This is a genomic window from Marinococcus sp. LNHM4E3-1, from assembly GCF_056034405.1.
Genome location: NZ_JBQLID010000003.1, coordinates 46,047 through 61,911 on the forward strand (window position 1 = coordinate 46,047; position 15,865 = coordinate 61,911).

The window sequence follows — 15,865 nt, forward strand, 5'->3', positions numbered from 1 at the left end:
CTTTAATATTTTTCAAACTCTTCCACGTTTAATTGAAAAACGGTCGCTCCACCGACCTGTACTTCCACAGGGTAGGGAACGTAGGAATCCGCATTTCCGCCCATAGGCGAAACAGGAGCGACGAGCTGTTCCCGGGTTTTGCAGTTTTCCTGGATGACCATTTTTACTTCATCCACCTGCTCATCTTCCACACCGATTAAAAACGTAGTGCTTCCGGCTTTCAAAAACCCGCCAGTACTCGCGAGCCTGGTCGCCTGAAAATTTGCTTCCACCAGCGCATTAGACAACCGGTTACTATCTTTATCCTGCACCACAGCCACTAACAGCTTCATGCTCCGTACCTCCTATTTCGTCCAAATCCATAATATTTATTATTTTTATTTTACTGTATATACAGTAAAAAGTGAAGCATACCAACGAAACAGCCATTTTTTGAATGCTGAATTCAATACTTAAGCCTAAGACCTTTTGATCAATATTTGGGAATAAATATACTGTAATTGAAGCTGAAAGCAAAATATGGAATACTTCAAGTAACAGTTTCCTATTTATGGCATTACCGAACCATCAGATTAACGAAGAAAGGAAGTTGGACTCATGCGCTTTCCCCGCTGGCTGATCCGGGCTGTACTTATTACCGCCGTTTTATTAATAAGTTCTACAGCTATTGGCTATTCCAAGGCAGAAAACCCTTACCGGTCCTTTGACGGAATGGGAAGCAGCTTGTCCGTCGCTCCTTCTGATGACAAATTAGCGTTCACCTATATCACGGACGGCCAGGAGAAAATATATACCTCCGCTACTGATGGCGAAAATCCCGAGCCGCTTACTGACCTAAAGCAGCCGCAATTTTCTCCTTCTTTCCATCCGCACTCGCCGGAGGATATTCTATTTTTATCGGAACAAAATGATTCAATTCGCTCTATTTATACAGCAGAGACAGAAAGCAGCCAGCATGAACGGTTAACCGGCAGTGAGCTTCATGTACGTGATGCTGCCTACTCACCGGATGGCATACTCATTTACTTTTTAGGAATGCCAGCCGACGCCTGGAAATCCGCAGACCGGAGCACAGAGGAAGGATTTAGCATTTATTCCATGCCTGCCAGCGGAGGATCTTACAAAAAGATCACCAGTGAAAGCAAATATTTAATGGGAAACATCTCTCCGGACGCTACGGGCAATATGCTTCTGTATACTTACACCGAAGGCCCCGATGATGAAATGCATGTGGGAATGAAAACCCTGAACAATAAAGTATATGAGGAGCATATCGAATTTGCGAACAACCTTCCCGGGGGGCTGTACAACCCGACAGCTTCACCGTCAGAAAGCCTCTATGCCTATACAACCAACGTTGCTTCCAGCCAGGAGCCCAACTACCAGTACGATTTGTTTTTATATGATCTTGAGGATATGCAGGCCAAAAGATTAACCGACCATGAAAATAATATTGATTCTCCTTCTTTTTTTCATCAGTCAGATGATATTGCCTACATGCATCAGAAAAACTGGCCGGAGGAGCCGGCAGAGTATGAACTGCGCATTGTGAACAGCGAATCCGGGACCGATGAAGTGGTGCCGGTTAATATGAATCAAGCCGGGGATTCGCTGCTCTCTGCAGGACTCGGAGCTGCTCAGAAAACAGTCAACGTATATGTAATTGGTTTTTTCTACACTTTGTTTGGCAGCTGGTTTATTATTGCTGCCTATAAAAAATACCGTCCGTTTCTGGTCGGAGCGGCAAGCACTGCTGTTGCCCTGGGGCTGTGGGGCTTCTGCCATTTTGGAGAGACCTCCTATCCATGGTTCGCTGCCATCTGCTCTGGACTTGTCGTTCCTCTCTTTATCTGCACAGGTGTTTTATTTCTGTTCGCCGGTATTCAATCGTACCGGCTGAACATACGCGAGTATAGAGCTTCCTCCCAGTAAAAAAGCAGCCAGGGGCGGGCCCCTGCTGCTTTTTTCTATGCTTGTTTACGGTTTTTCCATTTAGCGTACAGGTCGACTACCGTGTCGCCGATGTCACGTATTTGTGCCACCTGTTCATTTTCCTTCGTACGCTTTTGATTTTCATGAAGCGTTTCGGTAGCTACAGCACGCGTCGCTATGTGATATTTTCCTACGGCTTCTTTGGAGCCCTTGAGCGTATTCGTAAGCTCCTGGATCGTCTCCATATCCCGGTTGACGGAATCGTTAATAACCTCCAGTCGCTGGGTCAGTGTTTCCGACTCATTAATCAGGCCGTCTGTTTTCTTTTGAATCCGTTCCATTGTTTCATTGATGGTCTTCATCTGGGAAGATGCTGCTTTAACAGCCTGAACAACACCGATAACTAACCAGACAAGTGCCAAAACAATGATAGCGATACTCACATACAAAATAGCAATCATCTGTCCGGCTCCTTCCTTACTTGCGATATTTTCCTAAATGCCTTTTCCCGTTTTTATTTTATTGTATGTACTGAATTTGTATTTTTCCTCAACTTTTTACGTTCAGGTAGGCCTGTACCTTTTCCCTGCATTCTTTAATTACTTCTCCAAGCGGCTGTCCGGCATCGATTTTTTTAATACGGGCCGGGTATCTCTCCGCGAGCGTCATATACGCTTCATGTACCCTCGTATGAAAAAGCGCTGCTTCATTATCTAGGCGGTTCCATTCCCTTTCTTCGGCCCGCTGGATTCTTGCTATCCCTTCCTCAGGATCTACATCAAGCAGCAGCGTGAGATCAGGCATACGTCCTTCAATCGCAAATTCATTTACAGCTGCCACTTCATCTATGCCAAGACCCCTGGCTGCCCCCTGGTAGGCGAGGCTGCTGTCCACAAAACGATCGCAGAGCACCACAGCTCCTTCGTCCAAAGCCGGAAAAACCCGCTCCACCAGGTGTTGGCGTCTCGCTGCGGCGTATAACAGTGCCTCTGTGCGCGCATCCATCTCTGAATATTCCGGCTCGAGCACCAGACTCCGGATTTTTTCAGCAATCGGAATACCTCCGGGCTCCCGCGTTTTTAACACCTTGAATCCCTCTTCCTGCAGCCACTTTTCGAGAGCTGTAATAACCGTAGACTTTCCGGACCCTTCTCCTCCTTCCAACGTAATGAACTTGCCTTTATTCGTCTCCTGCATATGACTCTATCCTTTCTTCCTATGTTTTACTTTTACTAAAAAGCGGCTATCTTTTTGACTGCCACCCTGCAGACGCCCCCCGTTCTGCAGAAGGTCAAGGGCATAGCGAATTCTTCCGGCATCCACGTATTCTCCTTCAAGCCAGAGAGGTATACCCGGAGGATAGGGCACCAGCGGCGCTGCTGCAGTTCTTCCCTCTGCGCTTTCAAGCAGGACCCATTCTTCTTCGCCGGGTTCTTCTTCCCAGACGCCTTCGGAGAGACGGGGAAACAATTCAAACATGGAAAAGGACTGGCCCATGCTCCCGTGCCGGGGTTCAAGCCCTTCCCATACTCTCTTGACTGCATTTAATGGAATGTTGATATGTTCGCTGGTCAGGGGCAAAGTCCACAGCAGGTAGCTGCTGCCGGCAAGCTCTGAATAGATGTGCTCCTGCTCGAGAGCTTCCTGCACCTCCCATCCTGTATACCCTTCAGGCACCGGCACTATCCACTTTAACGGATCCGCATCTACGTGCTCTGGCGGCTGTATCAGCCTGCTGCCGATGACTGCTTCAAGCTGCTGCTTTTGAGCGGAAAGCTGTTCGGGGCTCCACCCCTCATGCTGTATTGTATGTACGTAGTGACGGGCCGCATCGAGTGAAGCGAGCAGCAGATATGAAGGACTGCTCGACTGCAGCACCCCCAGATAATAGGATAGACGTTCACGGGAAACCCGGGAGCCGGACACATGCAGATACGCACTCATCGTGAGAGCCGGCAGCATTTTATGCGCGGACTGGACGACCACATCCGCCCCCTGGGCGAGAGCCTCCTTCGGAAGCAGCGGGCTTGCCGCAAAGTGGGCTCCGTGGGCTTCATCCACCAGCAATACTCCTTCATGCCCGTGTACGAACTCTGCAAGAGAGGATATATCACTACTCCACCCTTCATACGAAGGAGAAGTGATGACCGCCCCTTTTAACGAGGGATAACGACTCCACGCATCCACCAGTATTTCCCGGGAAATACCGATGGAAAGCTGCGTATATTCATCGATTTCCGGCCGTGCAAATACCGCCCGGACACCGGCAAGCTTCAACGCATTCATCACCGATTTGTGAGCATCGCGCTGCACGAGCACCTCGTCTCCCGGAGAAAAGGCGGCCATCACCATCGCAAGGTTCCCCGTCGTAGAACCGTTAATTAGAAACCACGTTTTTTCGGCCCCAAACACTTCCGCCGCTAAATGCTCCGCTTCTGCAATTCCTTCTTCAGGCTGATGAAGATCATCGAGCCCGGTGATTTCTGTCAGGTCGTAAGGAAATATGTTTTTCCATTCCTGCAGCGACGCCGGGAAAACAGTGCCGTTTTTATGCCCGGGCACGTGAAAGGAGACCGGCCGGCCGGCCATATGCTGCTGCGCCATGCGAACTATAGGCTGCTCCTGTTGGCAAACCATGACAACCACTCTCCCTTTTCGCCTCTATTTTTTATCTTAACATGAAAATTTGGCTGTTCTTTCTCTTTTTTTACTCGTGCTATACTATTCAATGATTGAGATATTAAAGGAGAGATGCCTGATGAAAAGCATTGCTGTATTTTGCGGCTCCCGCCTTGGAGACGATCCTATATATAAAGATTCAGCAGCAGCTCTTGGTCGAGAAATAGCCTCCTCCGGGCGCACCCTGGTCTATGGCGGCTCCAACGTAGGAACGATGGGCCGTCTCGCAGATGCTGCGCTCGAAGCCGGCGGTGAAGTGATAGGAGTTATACCGGATAAACTCGTTGAACGGGAGATTGCCCATCCTTCCTTGAGTAAGCTTTATAAAGTATCTACGATGCATGAGCGAAAAGCCAAAATGGCCGAACTGGCTGATGGATTCATAGCGCTTCCAGGCGGGCCCGGGACCCTTGAAGAGTTTTTTGAAATGTTTACATGGGCTCAGATCGGCGTGCACCAAAAACCGTGTGCGCTTTTAAACATTCATCACTATTATGATCACCTGCTTCAATTTTTCAACCATATGGAACAGGAGCAGTTTCTCCCTGCCGACCACCGCGATAAAATTATCGTTTCTGACTCTCCGGAAGAGCTTCTTCAGCAGCTCAGCGAAAATCCGGAGCTCGAAAAGAAGTCCTACGAGTAACAGGCATAAAGCTGTGCCTGTGCTCTTTTTTTATTCATTATTACTCCAGCCGGGTAAACGTTTTGCGGAGCACCTTATTTTTCGTTATGATAATAATAATTAAACAAACTATGCGGAGGAACCTATGCGAAAAAAAGTGTTTATACATATCGGTTTTCATAAGACAGCCACTACGTTTTTACAGCAGAATGTGTATCCTAAACTAAAACAGGAAATCAAATACATACGAAAAAAGCGCATCGATCAGGAGCTGTATGATTTACGGCTGAAACGGCTGAGCGATGAAAACATTTATACCATCCGCACAAATATTGAAGCATTTATGCATCCGGACAAGCCCGTGCTTATTTCCTATGAAGGCCTCTCCGGCAGTCCATTTTCCCAAAAAAAATCAAAAAACAATCTAAAGGTGCTTGAAGACCTCCGCCGCATTTTTCCGGCAGATACGTATGATACCCATATTATCGTCGGTGTACGGGATCAAATTGACCTGCTGACCTCTCTCTACGTTCAATATCTCCATCAGGGCGGGTACAAGAGCGCCAAGGCTTTGTTTAAAGACTGGGAGGACCATGGCATTCTGGATCATTATCACTATTACCGCTATCTCCAAAAAATAGAAGAGCTTTTCGGCCCGGATAACTATTACCTGCTGCAGTATGAAAACTTCCGCAATGATGAATACGGTCAAATTTTGCAGCTGCTTCAGTATATGGGCATCGATCGTGTGCCAAAATACAACCGCTCAAAGCTGAACCGCAGCTACGGAGTCATGCAGGCGGTAATCGCCCGCAAGTTGAATTATTTCTTTAAAACACCGCTGAATCCAAATGGTAAAATTCCCATTGTCGACATACCGAAGATTGGTATTGTATCCCCGCGGCGGCTGCTGCAGAATAACGCGAGCTTTGCCCTTCATTATAAAAGGTACTCGCTCCCTGTGAATCTTCAAAAAGTGCTGCAGCTGAAATACCAGAAAGATAATGAAAAGCTTGCCGAAGCCTATCACATTAAGGATTATTCCAAAAGCTAACCGAAGAGCCCAGGCTCTTCGGTTATTTTTCAATCAGGGCGAGCGTATAGCGGCTTTTGCTCCCAGGTTCATAAAGATTCACCGTATCTGTGGAATACTGCAAAATCTCCGCCCGAAATGGTTCTGCTGCCCCCACCTGCACACTAAAGTCATTTTCGTACAATAATACCGTCACATCGTGCTACTCCTCATGAGTAACCTGAAACGTAAATTCAACGATCCGTTTTCCCTCTTCCGTGCGATCGTTTCTTAACAATGTCTCTTCCTGAAACGCACGGCTATTAATATAAATCATTTTTTTCCTCCTTTTGTTCTCTGCTTCATTCTGCCCTATAAAACCTTCCGTTACAATAATTACGTCCAGTTCTTCCCCCGCCAGTTTAAGCCAGCCCTCCTGGTGGTACGGTAAGGAAAGGCTTTGTATAACTACGTATCGCCAAGCTGCAAAGAGAGGGGTAAAACATATGAATACCATCAAATCCTATGCCAAAGAACTCATGGGCGAATTTAAAAAGGACGATGTCCCGTTACTAGCCGCCGCCCAATCCTACTATTACCTGCTTTCCATTTTTCCAATGATGATTTTAATACTTACCATTCTCCCCCTTCTTAATATTGATTCCCAGGCCGTCGTCACGCTTGTGCAGAATACGGCCCCAAGCGGCATGACCTCTGTGCTCGAGGAAAACATTCTGAGTATCGTTGAAACCCCGAGGGGCGGACTTTTCACCATCGGCCTGATCGGCGCATTGTGGTCGGCTTCAAATGGGATCAACGCCTTCATTAATGCCTCTAACACTGCATATGATATCGAAGAAACGCGCTCCTTCATTAAAGTCCGGGGCCTTTCCATTGCGCTGACGCTCGGCATGATTATTGCACTTGCTGCCGCTCTTATTCTCCCTATATTCGGCAACCTGATCATTGATTTTATCAGCTCTGTCGTCAGCCTCCCGCCTCAGACCGAGCTGCTTTTTCAAATTCTCCGGTGGGTCGTCGCCCTGACTATAATGTCTGCTGTGCTTCTCGTACTGTATCGTTTTGCTCCAAACAAAAAATTGAAATGGAAGGAGATTCTGCCGGGCGCTATCACAGCCGCGGTGCTGTGGCAGCTGATATCTCTCGCTTTTTCCTTTTATGTCAGCAACTTCGGCAACTACTCTGCCACCTACGGAAGCCTTGGAGGTATTATTATTCTAATGCTTTGGTTCTTCCTGACCGGCATGATTTTAATGATCGGTGCTGAACTGAACGTTATTTATCACCGCCGGCGCGGGAAATCCTCCACCACGTCCGCTTCCACAGAAGAAACGTGAGCCGTGCTGCCCCCGGAGCAGTCCGTTTTTTCTTTTCAAGGCCTATCCTTTCAGCTTCGGGTCAAAAATAATAAAAGGAAGGCCCCTATCGCGGGAGCCTTCCTTTTTTGCGTTACTCAACTGGTTCCTGTCGACTGACTGCTGCTGCTTTCCTGTAAAAACTGCATTCCTACCCACGTTTTACGGCCCCGCTGCTGAATCCACTGGGTACGCGCGTAGTTATCTGGAAAATGATCCTCCCTCCCGGAAATATAGACTATATCTCCCGGCTGAATGCTTTTGACGTTTTTCACCTGCACCCGGCAGCCGCTCATGCTGTAGTCCTTAACTACCGCTTCATAAATAACGTTGTTTACTTTTACAGTTGCCGACATATTCACCTGTTCCCGGACAGCCATCCGTTTTGCCTGGGCCGGCTGTTTTTCCGTGCCTCTGAAAAACTTCAGAAAGGCTCTTCCAAGCGAAGAACGCTCGTAAATACGTTTCGTATAAATATCGGTCATTTCCAAAAACATGACCTGGATTAAACTCCGGTACTGTTCCAAGGTCACATTTTGAAATTTACCTCCGGCAGCAGCCATGGCCTCTGCCTCGCCGCCCACCCACAGCTTATGCACGTGGAGGCGGTTAATCGGGCCGGCGCTGAGCGTAAAGTGTTCTTCATGTGAAAGCCAGGATTTTGCTTCCGGGTGTGCTACTTCAAAACGCACCCCGGTTTCACTAAGATCCAGCACCTTGCACGGAAGCGTTCTCCCCCCGGCTGACACAGTACCTTCCAGGTCTACTTTGTGCCGTTCAGCTCCGCGAAAACGCGGACGCTCCACTGAAACCATTAATGCCAGTACAAGAGCTACAGCGTTATAAAGGATCCAGAAAATATTAATGTACAGTACGTCTTCGTTTTGAAAAAATGTTAGAGACGTGGCGAAATGCAGCACCACTCTCGCCAGTGCGATAAAGGTGAGCGCAAGCAGCACCAAATACGGAATACTGACCCTCCACAAAAACTGACGGCGGTCATTTTGGATCCCCTTGGCTGTGACATTAAACTTGATGTTTTTCCGCATAAACGCTTCCGTAATTACCGAGACTGCCATGTACGGGGCCATGGCTACTTCATAAACATGGCTCCAGAGCACGGTCCGTTTTTGGTCGGACATTAACCGGAAGGCCAGCTGGGATGAAAGAAAGGCCGGCAGCCAGTAAAGCACAAGCGTTTCAAAATCTGCGTTCAGGCTGTAAATCGAAAAAATCAAAAACAACAGCGGTGCCAGCAGGAAAATCATTTTATAAACGCCGAAGAACCAGTAGTTGATACCATCCATATACAGCAGCCGCTGCATAAAGGAGAGGCCTTTGATTTTCATGGGATTCCATTTCCGGGTGACCTGAATATTGCCCCGGCACCAGCGGTCTCTCTGTTTTAAAAGGTCGGCATATGTTTCCGGTGCGAGCCCGACGGCGAGGGTTTCGTTTACAAATACCGTCTTTTGATCCCCGGTTTGAAGCAGCATTCCAGTCGCCATATCTTCAGTAATCACTCCAGTGGCAAATCCACCGATATCCTCGAGCGATTTTCTGCGGAACAGGGCGTTACTGCCCACATACATAGTAGCGTTAAAGCGGTCTTTTCCTTCTTCAAGCCGACGCATGAAAAAATCCTGCTCGTTAGTGATGTTGTCTTCAAAAAACAAATTGTACTGAAAAGGATCTGCATTATAAAATACCTGCGGTGCCTGGACGAACGAAACTTTTTCGTCCGTGAACTGTCCGACGGTGCGCTCGAGGAATTCGGCTTTCGGCACCATGTCAGCATCCATCGTAACGACTATTTCTCCGTCGGTTTTTGTTAACGCATCATTCAAATTGCCAGCCTTGGCGTGTTCGTTGCCGGGACGGGAAATGTAGCCTACACCTAGGCTTTCTGCAAGACGGCGCACAGACTCTCTTTTTCCGTCATCGCAGACGTACACCCTAAGCAGCTCTTCAGGATAGCGCATCATTGTGCATGCAGTCATGGTTCGCTTCAGAAGATCTTCCGGTTCGTTGTATGTGGCGATAAACACATCGACTGTAGGCAGGCTTTCCAGCTCTGAGAGCGGAATATGTTTTCGTTTGAATGGTTTCCAGGATAAAATCGTAAACATGATTGCCTGGAAATAGCCCATTATTTCTGTGGCCAACAGCAGGATTCCTGCGATAAAGCTGATGATGCCCAGTGTAGGAATCGTTTCGGCCGCTCTCCAGAAAAGATAGACAGCATTGACGATAAGAAAAAGGGAGAGCAGTATGTGCCGGGACCATGTCCATTTTTTTGCTGAAAAATACAGCAGCATTAGTACAATTATCTCTGCTGCTACAATATACCAGAATGTGTCATTCATGTCCTGCCCTCCTGTCAAAGTATATGGTTAAAAATAAATGTTCGTTTCATGCGGTCATATGCAGGCTTCACTTCCCAGCTGCTGTCAAACAGCAGCGGCTCCCCGCTTTCTGATTCCTGCTCGGTGACCCAGCTTTCTGCATCACCAACTCCCCAGACGGTAAGGCCGCTGCAGGACTCCTCTTCCATACAGATGCTCGTTACATCTGCATAAATATCTGCCTGCCTCTCCAGACGTTCCTCTCGGGGAGTATCCAGATTTTGCAGCTTTACATCCATTTCAGTTACAGCAGTCTCAAAACCAGCCGTTCCCCAACGCTTAAAATTCTCCTGCATCTTTTCCCGGGAAAATCTCGGATCGGCAGCATCAATATGGGTCTGCATGCCAATACCATCAATCGGTACGCCCTCGTTTTTCCAGCTGTTTAAGGCTTCAAACATAGCATCCGTTTTTTCATTTTTCATTTCATTTCCGTAATCATTGTAGTAGAGCTTTGCTTCGGGAGCCGCTTCGCGTGCCCATTCGAAGGCAAGAGGAATATATTCCGGCCCTATGTACTCCAACCAGATTGTTTCTTTGTAGCTTCCGTCGTCGTTCCAGGCTTCGTTAACGACGTCCCATTCCTGTACGCGTCCGCTGTAGTGTCCGGCCATTGTCTGCACGTGGTCCTTCAGCACTGCTTTAGCGCTTTGTTCATCTACTACCTCTTCATGAACCCAACCAGGAAGCGCTTCGCCCCATACCAGCGGGTGACCCCGGACCTTCATATCATTTTGTTCAGCAGTCTCTACAATTTCATCTGCTTTTTGAAAGCTGTAATTGCCCGGTTCAGGCTGTACGGCTTCCATCTTCATCTCGTTTTCCACCGTGACACTGCTGAATTCTTCAACGAGCAGATCTTTATACTTTTCATTGTCTGAAAGCGGATCCCAGCGCACCGAAGCACCTATATAGTGCCCGGAATTCTCCGCGTTTGTACCAAGTGAAGCGTTTGATTTCACTGCAAACCACCCTCCTGCCCCTGCCATAAGTAAGATCAGAAGCCCGGCTGTTACAAAAAAGACCTTCTTCAAAACAGCATTTTCTCCTTTTGTGCATTGTCATTATAAAGGCTGAATTTATAACTTTTTTTTCCAATTACGTATGTATTTATACTTAATGATATCATTATTTCGATGCGTTAAGAAGCTTTAACCCACACTTTTCCATTGATAATTTCCATCTGTTTCTATATCCGTAAATTTAAAACGGGAAGCAAATTATGTTGAACTGCGAAGCTTTTATGTATAAAAACTCTTTGTTTTTAAAGATTTTTGCTTAAAAAACCTGTATTCCTGCCTGATTTATGCTTATAGTGTAACTAGTAAAATTAAGACTGCAGTTGTAATAAGGAGGACCATATATGCTCGCTTTTGAACGAAGAGAAAAGATTCTATCCACCCTCTACAGTGATAAAAAAGTATTCGTCGCTCCCCTCGCTTCAACGTTTAACGTTACTGAGGAAACGATTCGCCGTGACCTGGAAAAGCTTGAACGTGAAGGCATTGTTACCCGTAATTACGGAGGAGCCACGCTCAATGAACGCACGAGTGAAGACCTTCCATACCAGACAAGAAATACGATTAATCTGGAAGAAAAAAGAATCATTGCGCAGCTCGCTCCGCCGCTTATCAAGGACGGCTCTTCCATTATGGCCGACACGAGTTCCACGGTCTATGAAGCACTGCAGGTGCTTCAGCAGTCCAAGGATCATCTCACCATTATTACAAACAGCGTATCTATTCTTCAGGACTTTGCATTTTCATCCTTTGACGTGTTTTCTACCGGAGGAAGCCTTCGGAAAAACTCGCGCTCTCTGGTGGGGCCTTCAGCCATTCGTTCAGTACAGCAGTACAACGTAGATGCAGCTGTTGTCAGCTGTAAAGGTATTTCCATGACGCAGGGCATCATGGATACGAATGAGCCGGAAGCTGATTTAAAACAGTACATGCAGAATCAGGCCCGGCAGGTTATTCTGCTTGTTGACCATACAAAGTTCGGAGCTGTCTCCCTGGTCAAAACATTTCCTTTTGAGCAGGTGGATTGCCTGGTAACCAACAAAAAACCAACGGATGAGTGGCTCGATTTTTTCGGGCAGCATGATATCAATGTTATTTTTCCTTCATAATAAAGCTCTGTCTCTCTGCTGTGGCTGCAGGGATGACAGAGCTTTGATTTAAGAGCTGGTAAGGTGCTGCACAACATCTTCAGCCATTTGATGGGTTTCCCAGGCCTGTTCATACATATATTCCGGTATAATGTCCTGTTCCACAAAGGCCAGAAAGGTTGTAATAATAGTTTCAAAGCCGCGCTTTTTCAGCGTGGATTCCCAGTCGTTTTCTCCCTGGTGCCAAATGTCTTTATTTTTATGCACACTGACATCCCGGACATTACTTACCGTCAGCGTCTGCTCCTGGTTCATCACGTCTACACGTTCCAGGGAGGTGCCGGCTTCGCGGTTCATAATACCGAGCGCTGTCACATTTGGTGACTCAAGCTGAAGCGTCACATGGTGCAAGAGATCATATTCTCCTTTACCGCTCACCGTCATGTTCTCAATTGTTTCTGGGAACAAATACAAAATCGTATCAATCACATGAATAAAGTCGTCAAACACAAACGTGCGTGCATCCACTGCCTGATGACCCCGATGCTTTTGAACGATAATCATATTCGTGTCCTCTGCTTCCATCAGCTTTTGATAGGAAGGTGCATGCCGGCGGTTAAAGCCTGTCATTAACAGCAGCCGCTTCTCCTTGGCTTTGGTAAGCAGCCGCTGGGCAGATTCGGCGTGGTACGTAATAGGCTTGTCCACATACACATGGATGCCCATGTCGAGCAGCGCATCAATAATAGGCTCATGCGCTACGGTCGCTGTATGCACAAATGCTGCTTTCATACCGCAGCTCAGCCACTCGTCCATCTGCTGATACGTGTGAGGTATCGTATACGTATCAGCAATTTCTTTTAACGTGTCCGGGTTTCTTGTATACACGTGCAGTTCTACATCTTTTAAGTTGCTTAAAATGGGGAGATACGCTTTTTTCGCAATGTCCCCGATGCCAATCATTCCTATTTTCATGGTGTCCCCTCCCGGGCCTGAGTTCATCAAGATAACGGTTTCAAAACCAACAGAACAATTTTGAATACCTTCTTTTCTCAGAATACCATAAATTGTTTCTTCACCGTTTTTCCAGCAGATTATTTATAGTAATTTTCTTTCTGTTCTGCTATTTTCTGTACTTCAGCACGAATTTGCTGGTACGCAAGCCGTCCGCCCAGACAAAGCAGATCATCTTCTTTGCTGTAGGGTGTGCGGCTGGTTAAATGATCAATCTGTTTGTCCAGATAAGCGGAGAGCATAGCGAGTTCTTCGTTTTTCACAACTCTTCCCACCCTTTTTGTACGGAAAGAATCCGGTCAAAGGAAATATTATAATAACTGCCCTGCTCGTCCTTCCAGTGAATAAGCCGCTTAATGTGATCAATATACGTGCACGTCCCTGTCGTTTCTATATCATTTTCTTCGTTTTTCCAGTGCAGTTTCAATTCATGCTTTTCTGCCCAGGCTTTACGGAGAAGGCGTTCCTTCTGTTTCCAGTCCTCCGTTTCTTTTTCCCATTCCGCCGCTATCATGCGGGCGATTGTTTTTTGTTCTTCATTCATCAGCCTCACATCCCTTCAAAGAGAAGTATATTACTTCCATTATACAAGAACGTACGTTCGAGAAAAGGATATTTTTTTCCTGGTTTTCTAACTGAACAGAAAAAACCGCTCTCTGTAAGCATTTCTGTAGGCAGAAAAAAATTTTTTCTTCATACTGGATATAGCGTATTTTAAAGGAGGAAAAGCATGCAGGTAGATATTTGGTTTGATGTAATGTGCCCGTTTTGCTATTTAGGAAAACGGCGCTTTGAGACCGCTTTGGAAAACATGTCTTTCAGGCACCAGGTGCAGGTGGTCTATCACAGCTTTCAGCTGAACCCGGAGATGCCAAAAAATCCGGCTTCGGACATTCATACCTTTCTCTCTGAACAAAAAGGCATGGACCGGGAGCAGGTGCTTGCGTTTCACCGGCAGCTCACCGATCAGGCGAAGGATATTGGTTTGGAATACAACATGGACACAGCAGTACCGGCTAATTCCTTCGACGCCCACCGGCTGTTGCAGTTCGCCACAGAACGCGGTAAAAACAACCGCATGACTGAGCGCCTTCTGCGCGCATATTTTACCGAATCCAAAAACATTGCAGATATCGACACCCTTGCCGCACTCGCAGGAGATGTCGGCCTTGTGGAGGAGGAAACGAAAGAGCTGCTCGAGCTGGATGCCTACACCCCCAGCGTACAGAAAGATTTACAGGAAGCTTCCTATATAGGAATTGACGGAGTTCCTTTTTATGTATTCGATGAAACGTACACCCTCTCCGGTGCCCAGCCGGCAGAAACATTTGAACAGGCACTGCAGCAGGTTTGGGATGAAAAGCAGCAGGCATAGCAGGAGAAGCTCTTCCTTTCCGGAAGGGCTTTTCGTATAAAGATAGGACGAAAGTAAAGCTTAATACGACTGAGCACAGGGAAACTTATTCCCATAATTGTAATATAGGAGGCCTGCGCCATGCTTGCTGTTAAAGTGAATCGTGCGCTCCATAAACTAAACAAACATGCAGCCCCTGCTGCCAAAACTGCTTTGAAAAGAAACGAACCGGTCGTAGTGCATTTAACCAGCACTCAGGAGCGGAAAGTAAAGGACTCTCTTTATTTTCTTGAAGAGGAACAATTAATTTACTGTGCCAGATTAGAAGAACAAACCACTACAGACCCCAGAATAGACACGACGCTCGAGCTCATCCCCCTTCCCAGGCTGTTTAACGTTTTAGATTAATAAAAAAAGCCTCCCCGGGATACGGGAAGGAGCATAGAGGGGTCCCCTGTCCAGCGGGATGAACCTGGGGGGATCAACACCTCCTATATTAAGCCCTTAATGTAACGCTTGTATGAAGAACCTGTTAACGTTTTGTTATTTTCTTTGGACCTGCTGCTTTTTGCCTGTAAGCACCACAAAACAAAAAATCATGATACCAATTCCAATCGTCCCGGCGAGCCAAAGAGCATTTAACAGTGCGAGCACGGTAAACATAAAGGTAAGCAGAACATATAAAGCAGCAGTGCGCGGCTGCCAATAAGCCGACACGTCAAACAACCTCCCTTGAAAGTGAAGAACCAAATACATAATCGTATGCAGAAGAAAGCCAATAATAAACCATCCCTGGAAATTCGAAAACGGAATATCATAATACCAGCCGCCTTCATTCCATATCCAGTACCCCTGCACCAGATAGTTCACAGGGTCGAGTACAAAATCAATTCCGGTGACTAAAAGTGCTCCCAGCAGCACATAAAGAATAAACGATACCCATCCACGCAGGCGTGGAAGCATGCCCAGAATATAAAGCATTAACGCATGTGACCCAGAAACGATGGCCACCCAGGCTGCTCCAATCGTCAGCGGCACCCCTAGAACCATCGCCCCGAAATCAGAAGCATATTCATAGCTTCCAAAAAAGAGATTCAGCTGCACACCGATCCCTTCAAGAAACATCGAAAGCAGAAAAATAACGGCAGTCAGCCCGCCTCCGGTTTTCCCCCCGTAAGACCGAATCAGAAAAAAAGCACCAATTACTCCGGTTAAATACAGAAAAACAGCGTTTGCCCATTCCAGCCATACCGGGAGCAAATCAAACGTCAGCAGCACGATGCCGCATATGTACCAAAAGATAAAAAAACGAAATAAACCTATGTCAAACGGTAAGTTTCTCATGGCCCCTCCTGAAGTTA

General features: G+C 46.9%; 18 protein-coding genes. 7 read left to right on the top strand and 11 right to left on the bottom strand.

Annotated elements, in window-relative coordinates; genetic code table 11:
- Positions 1–2: 2 nt before the first annotated feature.
- The gene (locus ACTRXI_RS03920) at positions 3–332 is read right to left on the bottom strand and encodes a cyclic-di-AMP receptor (protein ID WP_322525299.1); all 330 of its coding nucleotides are present in this window, start codon (positions 330–332) and stop codon (positions 3–5) included.
- Positions 333–597: 265 nt separating this feature from the next.
- On the opposite strand from ACTRXI_RS03920, the gene ACTRXI_RS03925 reads away from it, so the two are divergent.
- Positions 598–1,932, top strand: a complete 1,335-nt coding sequence (locus ACTRXI_RS03925; RefSeq protein ID WP_474261180.1) for a TolB family protein — start codon at positions 598–600, stop codon at positions 1,930–1,932.
- Between the two features lie 35 nt (positions 1,933–1,967).
- Here the strand turns inward: ACTRXI_RS03925 and ACTRXI_RS03930 are convergent, their stop codons facing one another.
- The 3 genes from ACTRXI_RS03930 to ACTRXI_RS03940 all read right to left on the bottom strand — a co-directional run bounded on the left by ACTRXI_RS03930 (position 1,968) and on the right by ACTRXI_RS03940 (position 4,569).
- Positions 1,968–2,393, bottom strand: a complete 426-nt coding sequence (locus tag ACTRXI_RS03930; protein ID WP_022792890.1) for a DUF948 domain-containing protein — start codon at positions 2,391–2,393, stop codon at positions 1,968–1,970.
- 88 nt (positions 2,394–2,481) lie between these two features.
- Entirely contained in the window at positions 2,482–3,129 is a 648-nt protein-coding gene (gene tmk / locus ACTRXI_RS03935) for a dTMP kinase (protein WP_474261181.1), read from the bottom strand.
- 6 nt (positions 3,130–3,135) lie between these two features.
- Positions 3,136–4,569, bottom strand: coding sequence for an aminotransferase class I/II-fold pyridoxal phosphate-dependent enzyme (locus ACTRXI_RS03940; RefSeq protein WP_474261182.1), 1,434 nt, complete (start codon positions 4,567–4,569; stop codon positions 3,136–3,138).
- A gap of 121 nt (positions 4,570–4,690) precedes the next feature.
- Between ACTRXI_RS03940 and ACTRXI_RS03945 the strand changes: the two genes are divergently transcribed.
- Positions 4,691–5,257: an LOG family protein gene (locus ACTRXI_RS03945; protein WP_474261183.1), complete on the top strand. Its 567-nt coding sequence runs from the start codon at positions 4,691–4,693 to the stop codon at positions 5,255–5,257.
- A gap of 124 nt (positions 5,258–5,381) precedes the next feature.
- On the top strand, positions 5,382–6,290 hold the full coding sequence (locus ACTRXI_RS03950) for a sulfotransferase (protein WP_474261184.1): 909 nt from the start codon (positions 5,382–5,384) through the stop codon (positions 6,288–6,290).
- Between the two features lie 22 nt (positions 6,291–6,312).
- Here the strand turns inward: ACTRXI_RS03950 and ACTRXI_RS03955 are convergent, their stop codons facing one another.
- On the bottom strand, positions 6,313–6,465 hold the full coding sequence (locus ACTRXI_RS03955; protein ID WP_474261185.1) for a DUF3219 family protein: 153 nt from the start codon (positions 6,463–6,465) through the stop codon (positions 6,313–6,315).
- A gap of 289 nt (positions 6,466–6,754) precedes the next feature.
- On the opposite strand from ACTRXI_RS03955, the gene ACTRXI_RS03960 reads away from it, so the two are divergent.
- Entirely contained in the window at positions 6,755–7,606 is an 852-nt protein-coding gene (locus ACTRXI_RS03960; RefSeq protein ID WP_474261186.1) for a YihY/virulence factor BrkB family protein, read from the top strand.
- A 116-nt stretch (positions 7,607–7,722) separates the two neighbouring features.
- Here the strand turns inward: ACTRXI_RS03960 and ACTRXI_RS03965 are convergent, their stop codons facing one another.
- Positions 7,723–9,990 carry a glycosyltransferase gene (locus tag ACTRXI_RS03965; RefSeq protein WP_474261187.1) on the bottom strand — a complete coding sequence of 756 codons (2,268 nt, stop codon included), beginning with the start codon at positions 9,988–9,990 and terminating at the stop codon, positions 7,723–7,725.
- Between the two features lie 14 nt (positions 9,991–10,004).
- Entirely contained in the window at positions 10,005–10,991 is a 987-nt protein-coding gene (locus ACTRXI_RS03970; RefSeq protein WP_474261188.1) for an endo-1,4-beta-xylanase, read from the bottom strand.
- A 401-nt stretch (positions 10,992–11,392) separates the two neighbouring features.
- Here ACTRXI_RS03970 and ACTRXI_RS03975 point away from each other — a divergent pair, with 401 nt between their 5' ends.
- A complete protein-coding gene (locus ACTRXI_RS03975) occupies positions 11,393–12,157 on the top strand; it encodes a DeoR/GlpR family DNA-binding transcription regulator (RefSeq protein WP_474261189.1) in 765 nt (254 codons plus the stop codon).
- 48 nt (positions 12,158–12,205) lie between these two features.
- On the opposite strand, the gene ACTRXI_RS03980 is transcribed toward ACTRXI_RS03975, so the two are convergent.
- From ACTRXI_RS03980 to ACTRXI_RS03990, 3 genes are all read right to left on the bottom strand, one after another.
- On the bottom strand, positions 12,206–13,111 hold the full coding sequence (locus tag ACTRXI_RS03980; RefSeq protein WP_474261190.1) for a Gfo/Idh/MocA family protein: 906 nt from the start codon (positions 13,109–13,111) through the stop codon (positions 12,206–12,208).
- A gap of 119 nt (positions 13,112–13,230) precedes the next feature.
- Positions 13,231–13,413: a hypothetical protein gene (locus tag ACTRXI_RS03985; protein WP_474261191.1), complete on the bottom strand. Its 183-nt coding sequence runs from the start codon at positions 13,411–13,413 to the stop codon at positions 13,231–13,233.
- The gene (locus ACTRXI_RS03990; RefSeq protein ID WP_474261192.1) at positions 13,410–13,694 is read right to left on the bottom strand and encodes a hypothetical protein; all 285 of its coding nucleotides are present in this window, start codon (positions 13,692–13,694) and stop codon (positions 13,410–13,412) included. Before ACTRXI_RS03990 ends, ACTRXI_RS03985 begins: the two co-directional genes overlap by 4 nt.
- 186 nt (positions 13,695–13,880) lie before the next feature.
- On the opposite strand from ACTRXI_RS03990, the gene ACTRXI_RS03995 reads away from it, so the two are divergent.
- The gene (locus tag ACTRXI_RS03995) at positions 13,881–14,525 is read left to right on the top strand and encodes a DsbA family oxidoreductase (protein WP_474261193.1); all 645 of its coding nucleotides are present in this window, start codon (positions 13,881–13,883) and stop codon (positions 14,523–14,525) included.
- A 120-nt stretch (positions 14,526–14,645) separates the two neighbouring features.
- Positions 14,646–14,912, top strand: a complete 267-nt coding sequence (locus ACTRXI_RS04000) for a hypothetical protein (protein WP_474261195.1) — start codon at positions 14,646–14,648, stop codon at positions 14,910–14,912.
- Between the two features lie 135 nt (positions 14,913–15,047).
- Here the strand turns inward: ACTRXI_RS04000 and ACTRXI_RS04005 are convergent, their stop codons facing one another.
- Complete coding sequence (locus ACTRXI_RS04005) at positions 15,048–15,848, bottom strand: carotenoid biosynthesis protein (RefSeq protein ID WP_474261196.1); 801 nt, start codon at positions 15,846–15,848, stop codon at positions 15,048–15,050.
- Positions 15,849–15,865 lie beyond the last annotated feature (17 nt).

Bases quoted from the DNA above. Each gene is read 5' to 3' on its own strand.
- ACTRXI_RS03920 (WP_322525299.1), bottom strand. From the start codon at position 332: ATGAAGCTGTTAGTGGCTGTGGTGCAGGATAAAGATAGTAACCGGTTG.
- ACTRXI_RS03925 (WP_474261180.1), top strand. From the start codon at position 598: ATGCGCTTTCCCCGCTGGCTGATCCGGGCTGTACTTATTACCGCCGTT.
- ACTRXI_RS03930 (WP_022792890.1), bottom strand. From the start codon at position 2,393: ATGATTGCTATTTTGTATGTGAGTATCGCTATCATTGTTTTGGCACTT.
- tmk (WP_474261181.1), bottom strand. From the start codon at position 3,129: ATGCAGGAGACGAATAAAGGCAAGTTCATTACGTTGGAAGGAGGAGAA.
- ACTRXI_RS03940 (WP_474261182.1), bottom strand. From the start codon at position 4,569: ATGGTTTGCCAACAGGAGCAGCCTATAGTTCGCATGGCGCAGCAGCAT.
- ACTRXI_RS03945 (WP_474261183.1), top strand. From the start codon at position 4,691: ATGAAAAGCATTGCTGTATTTTGCGGCTCCCGCCTTGGAGACGATCCT.
- ACTRXI_RS03950 (WP_474261184.1), top strand. From the start codon at position 5,382: ATGCGAAAAAAAGTGTTTATACATATCGGTTTTCATAAGACAGCCACT.
- ACTRXI_RS03960 (WP_474261186.1), top strand. From the start codon at position 6,755: ATGAATACCATCAAATCCTATGCCAAAGAACTCATGGGCGAATTTAAA.
- ACTRXI_RS03965 (WP_474261187.1), bottom strand. From the start codon at position 9,990: ATGAATGACACATTCTGGTATATTGTAGCAGCAGAGATAATTGTACTA.
- ACTRXI_RS03975 (WP_474261189.1), top strand. From the start codon at position 11,393: ATGCTCGCTTTTGAACGAAGAGAAAAGATTCTATCCACCCTCTACAGT.
- ACTRXI_RS03980 (WP_474261190.1), bottom strand. From the start codon at position 13,111: ATGAAAATAGGAATGATTGGCATCGGGGACATTGCGAAAAAAGCGTAT.
- ACTRXI_RS03990 (WP_474261192.1), bottom strand. From the start codon at position 13,694: ATGAATGAAGAACAAAAAACAATCGCCCGCATGATAGCGGCGGAATGG.
- ACTRXI_RS03995 (WP_474261193.1), top strand. From the start codon at position 13,881: ATGCAGGTAGATATTTGGTTTGATGTAATGTGCCCGTTTTGCTATTTA.
- ACTRXI_RS04000 (WP_474261195.1), top strand. From the start codon at position 14,646: ATGCTTGCTGTTAAAGTGAATCGTGCGCTCCATAAACTAAACAAACAT.
- ACTRXI_RS04005 (WP_474261196.1), bottom strand. From the start codon at position 15,848: ATGAGAAACTTACCGTTTGACATAGGTTTATTTCGTTTTTTTATCTTT.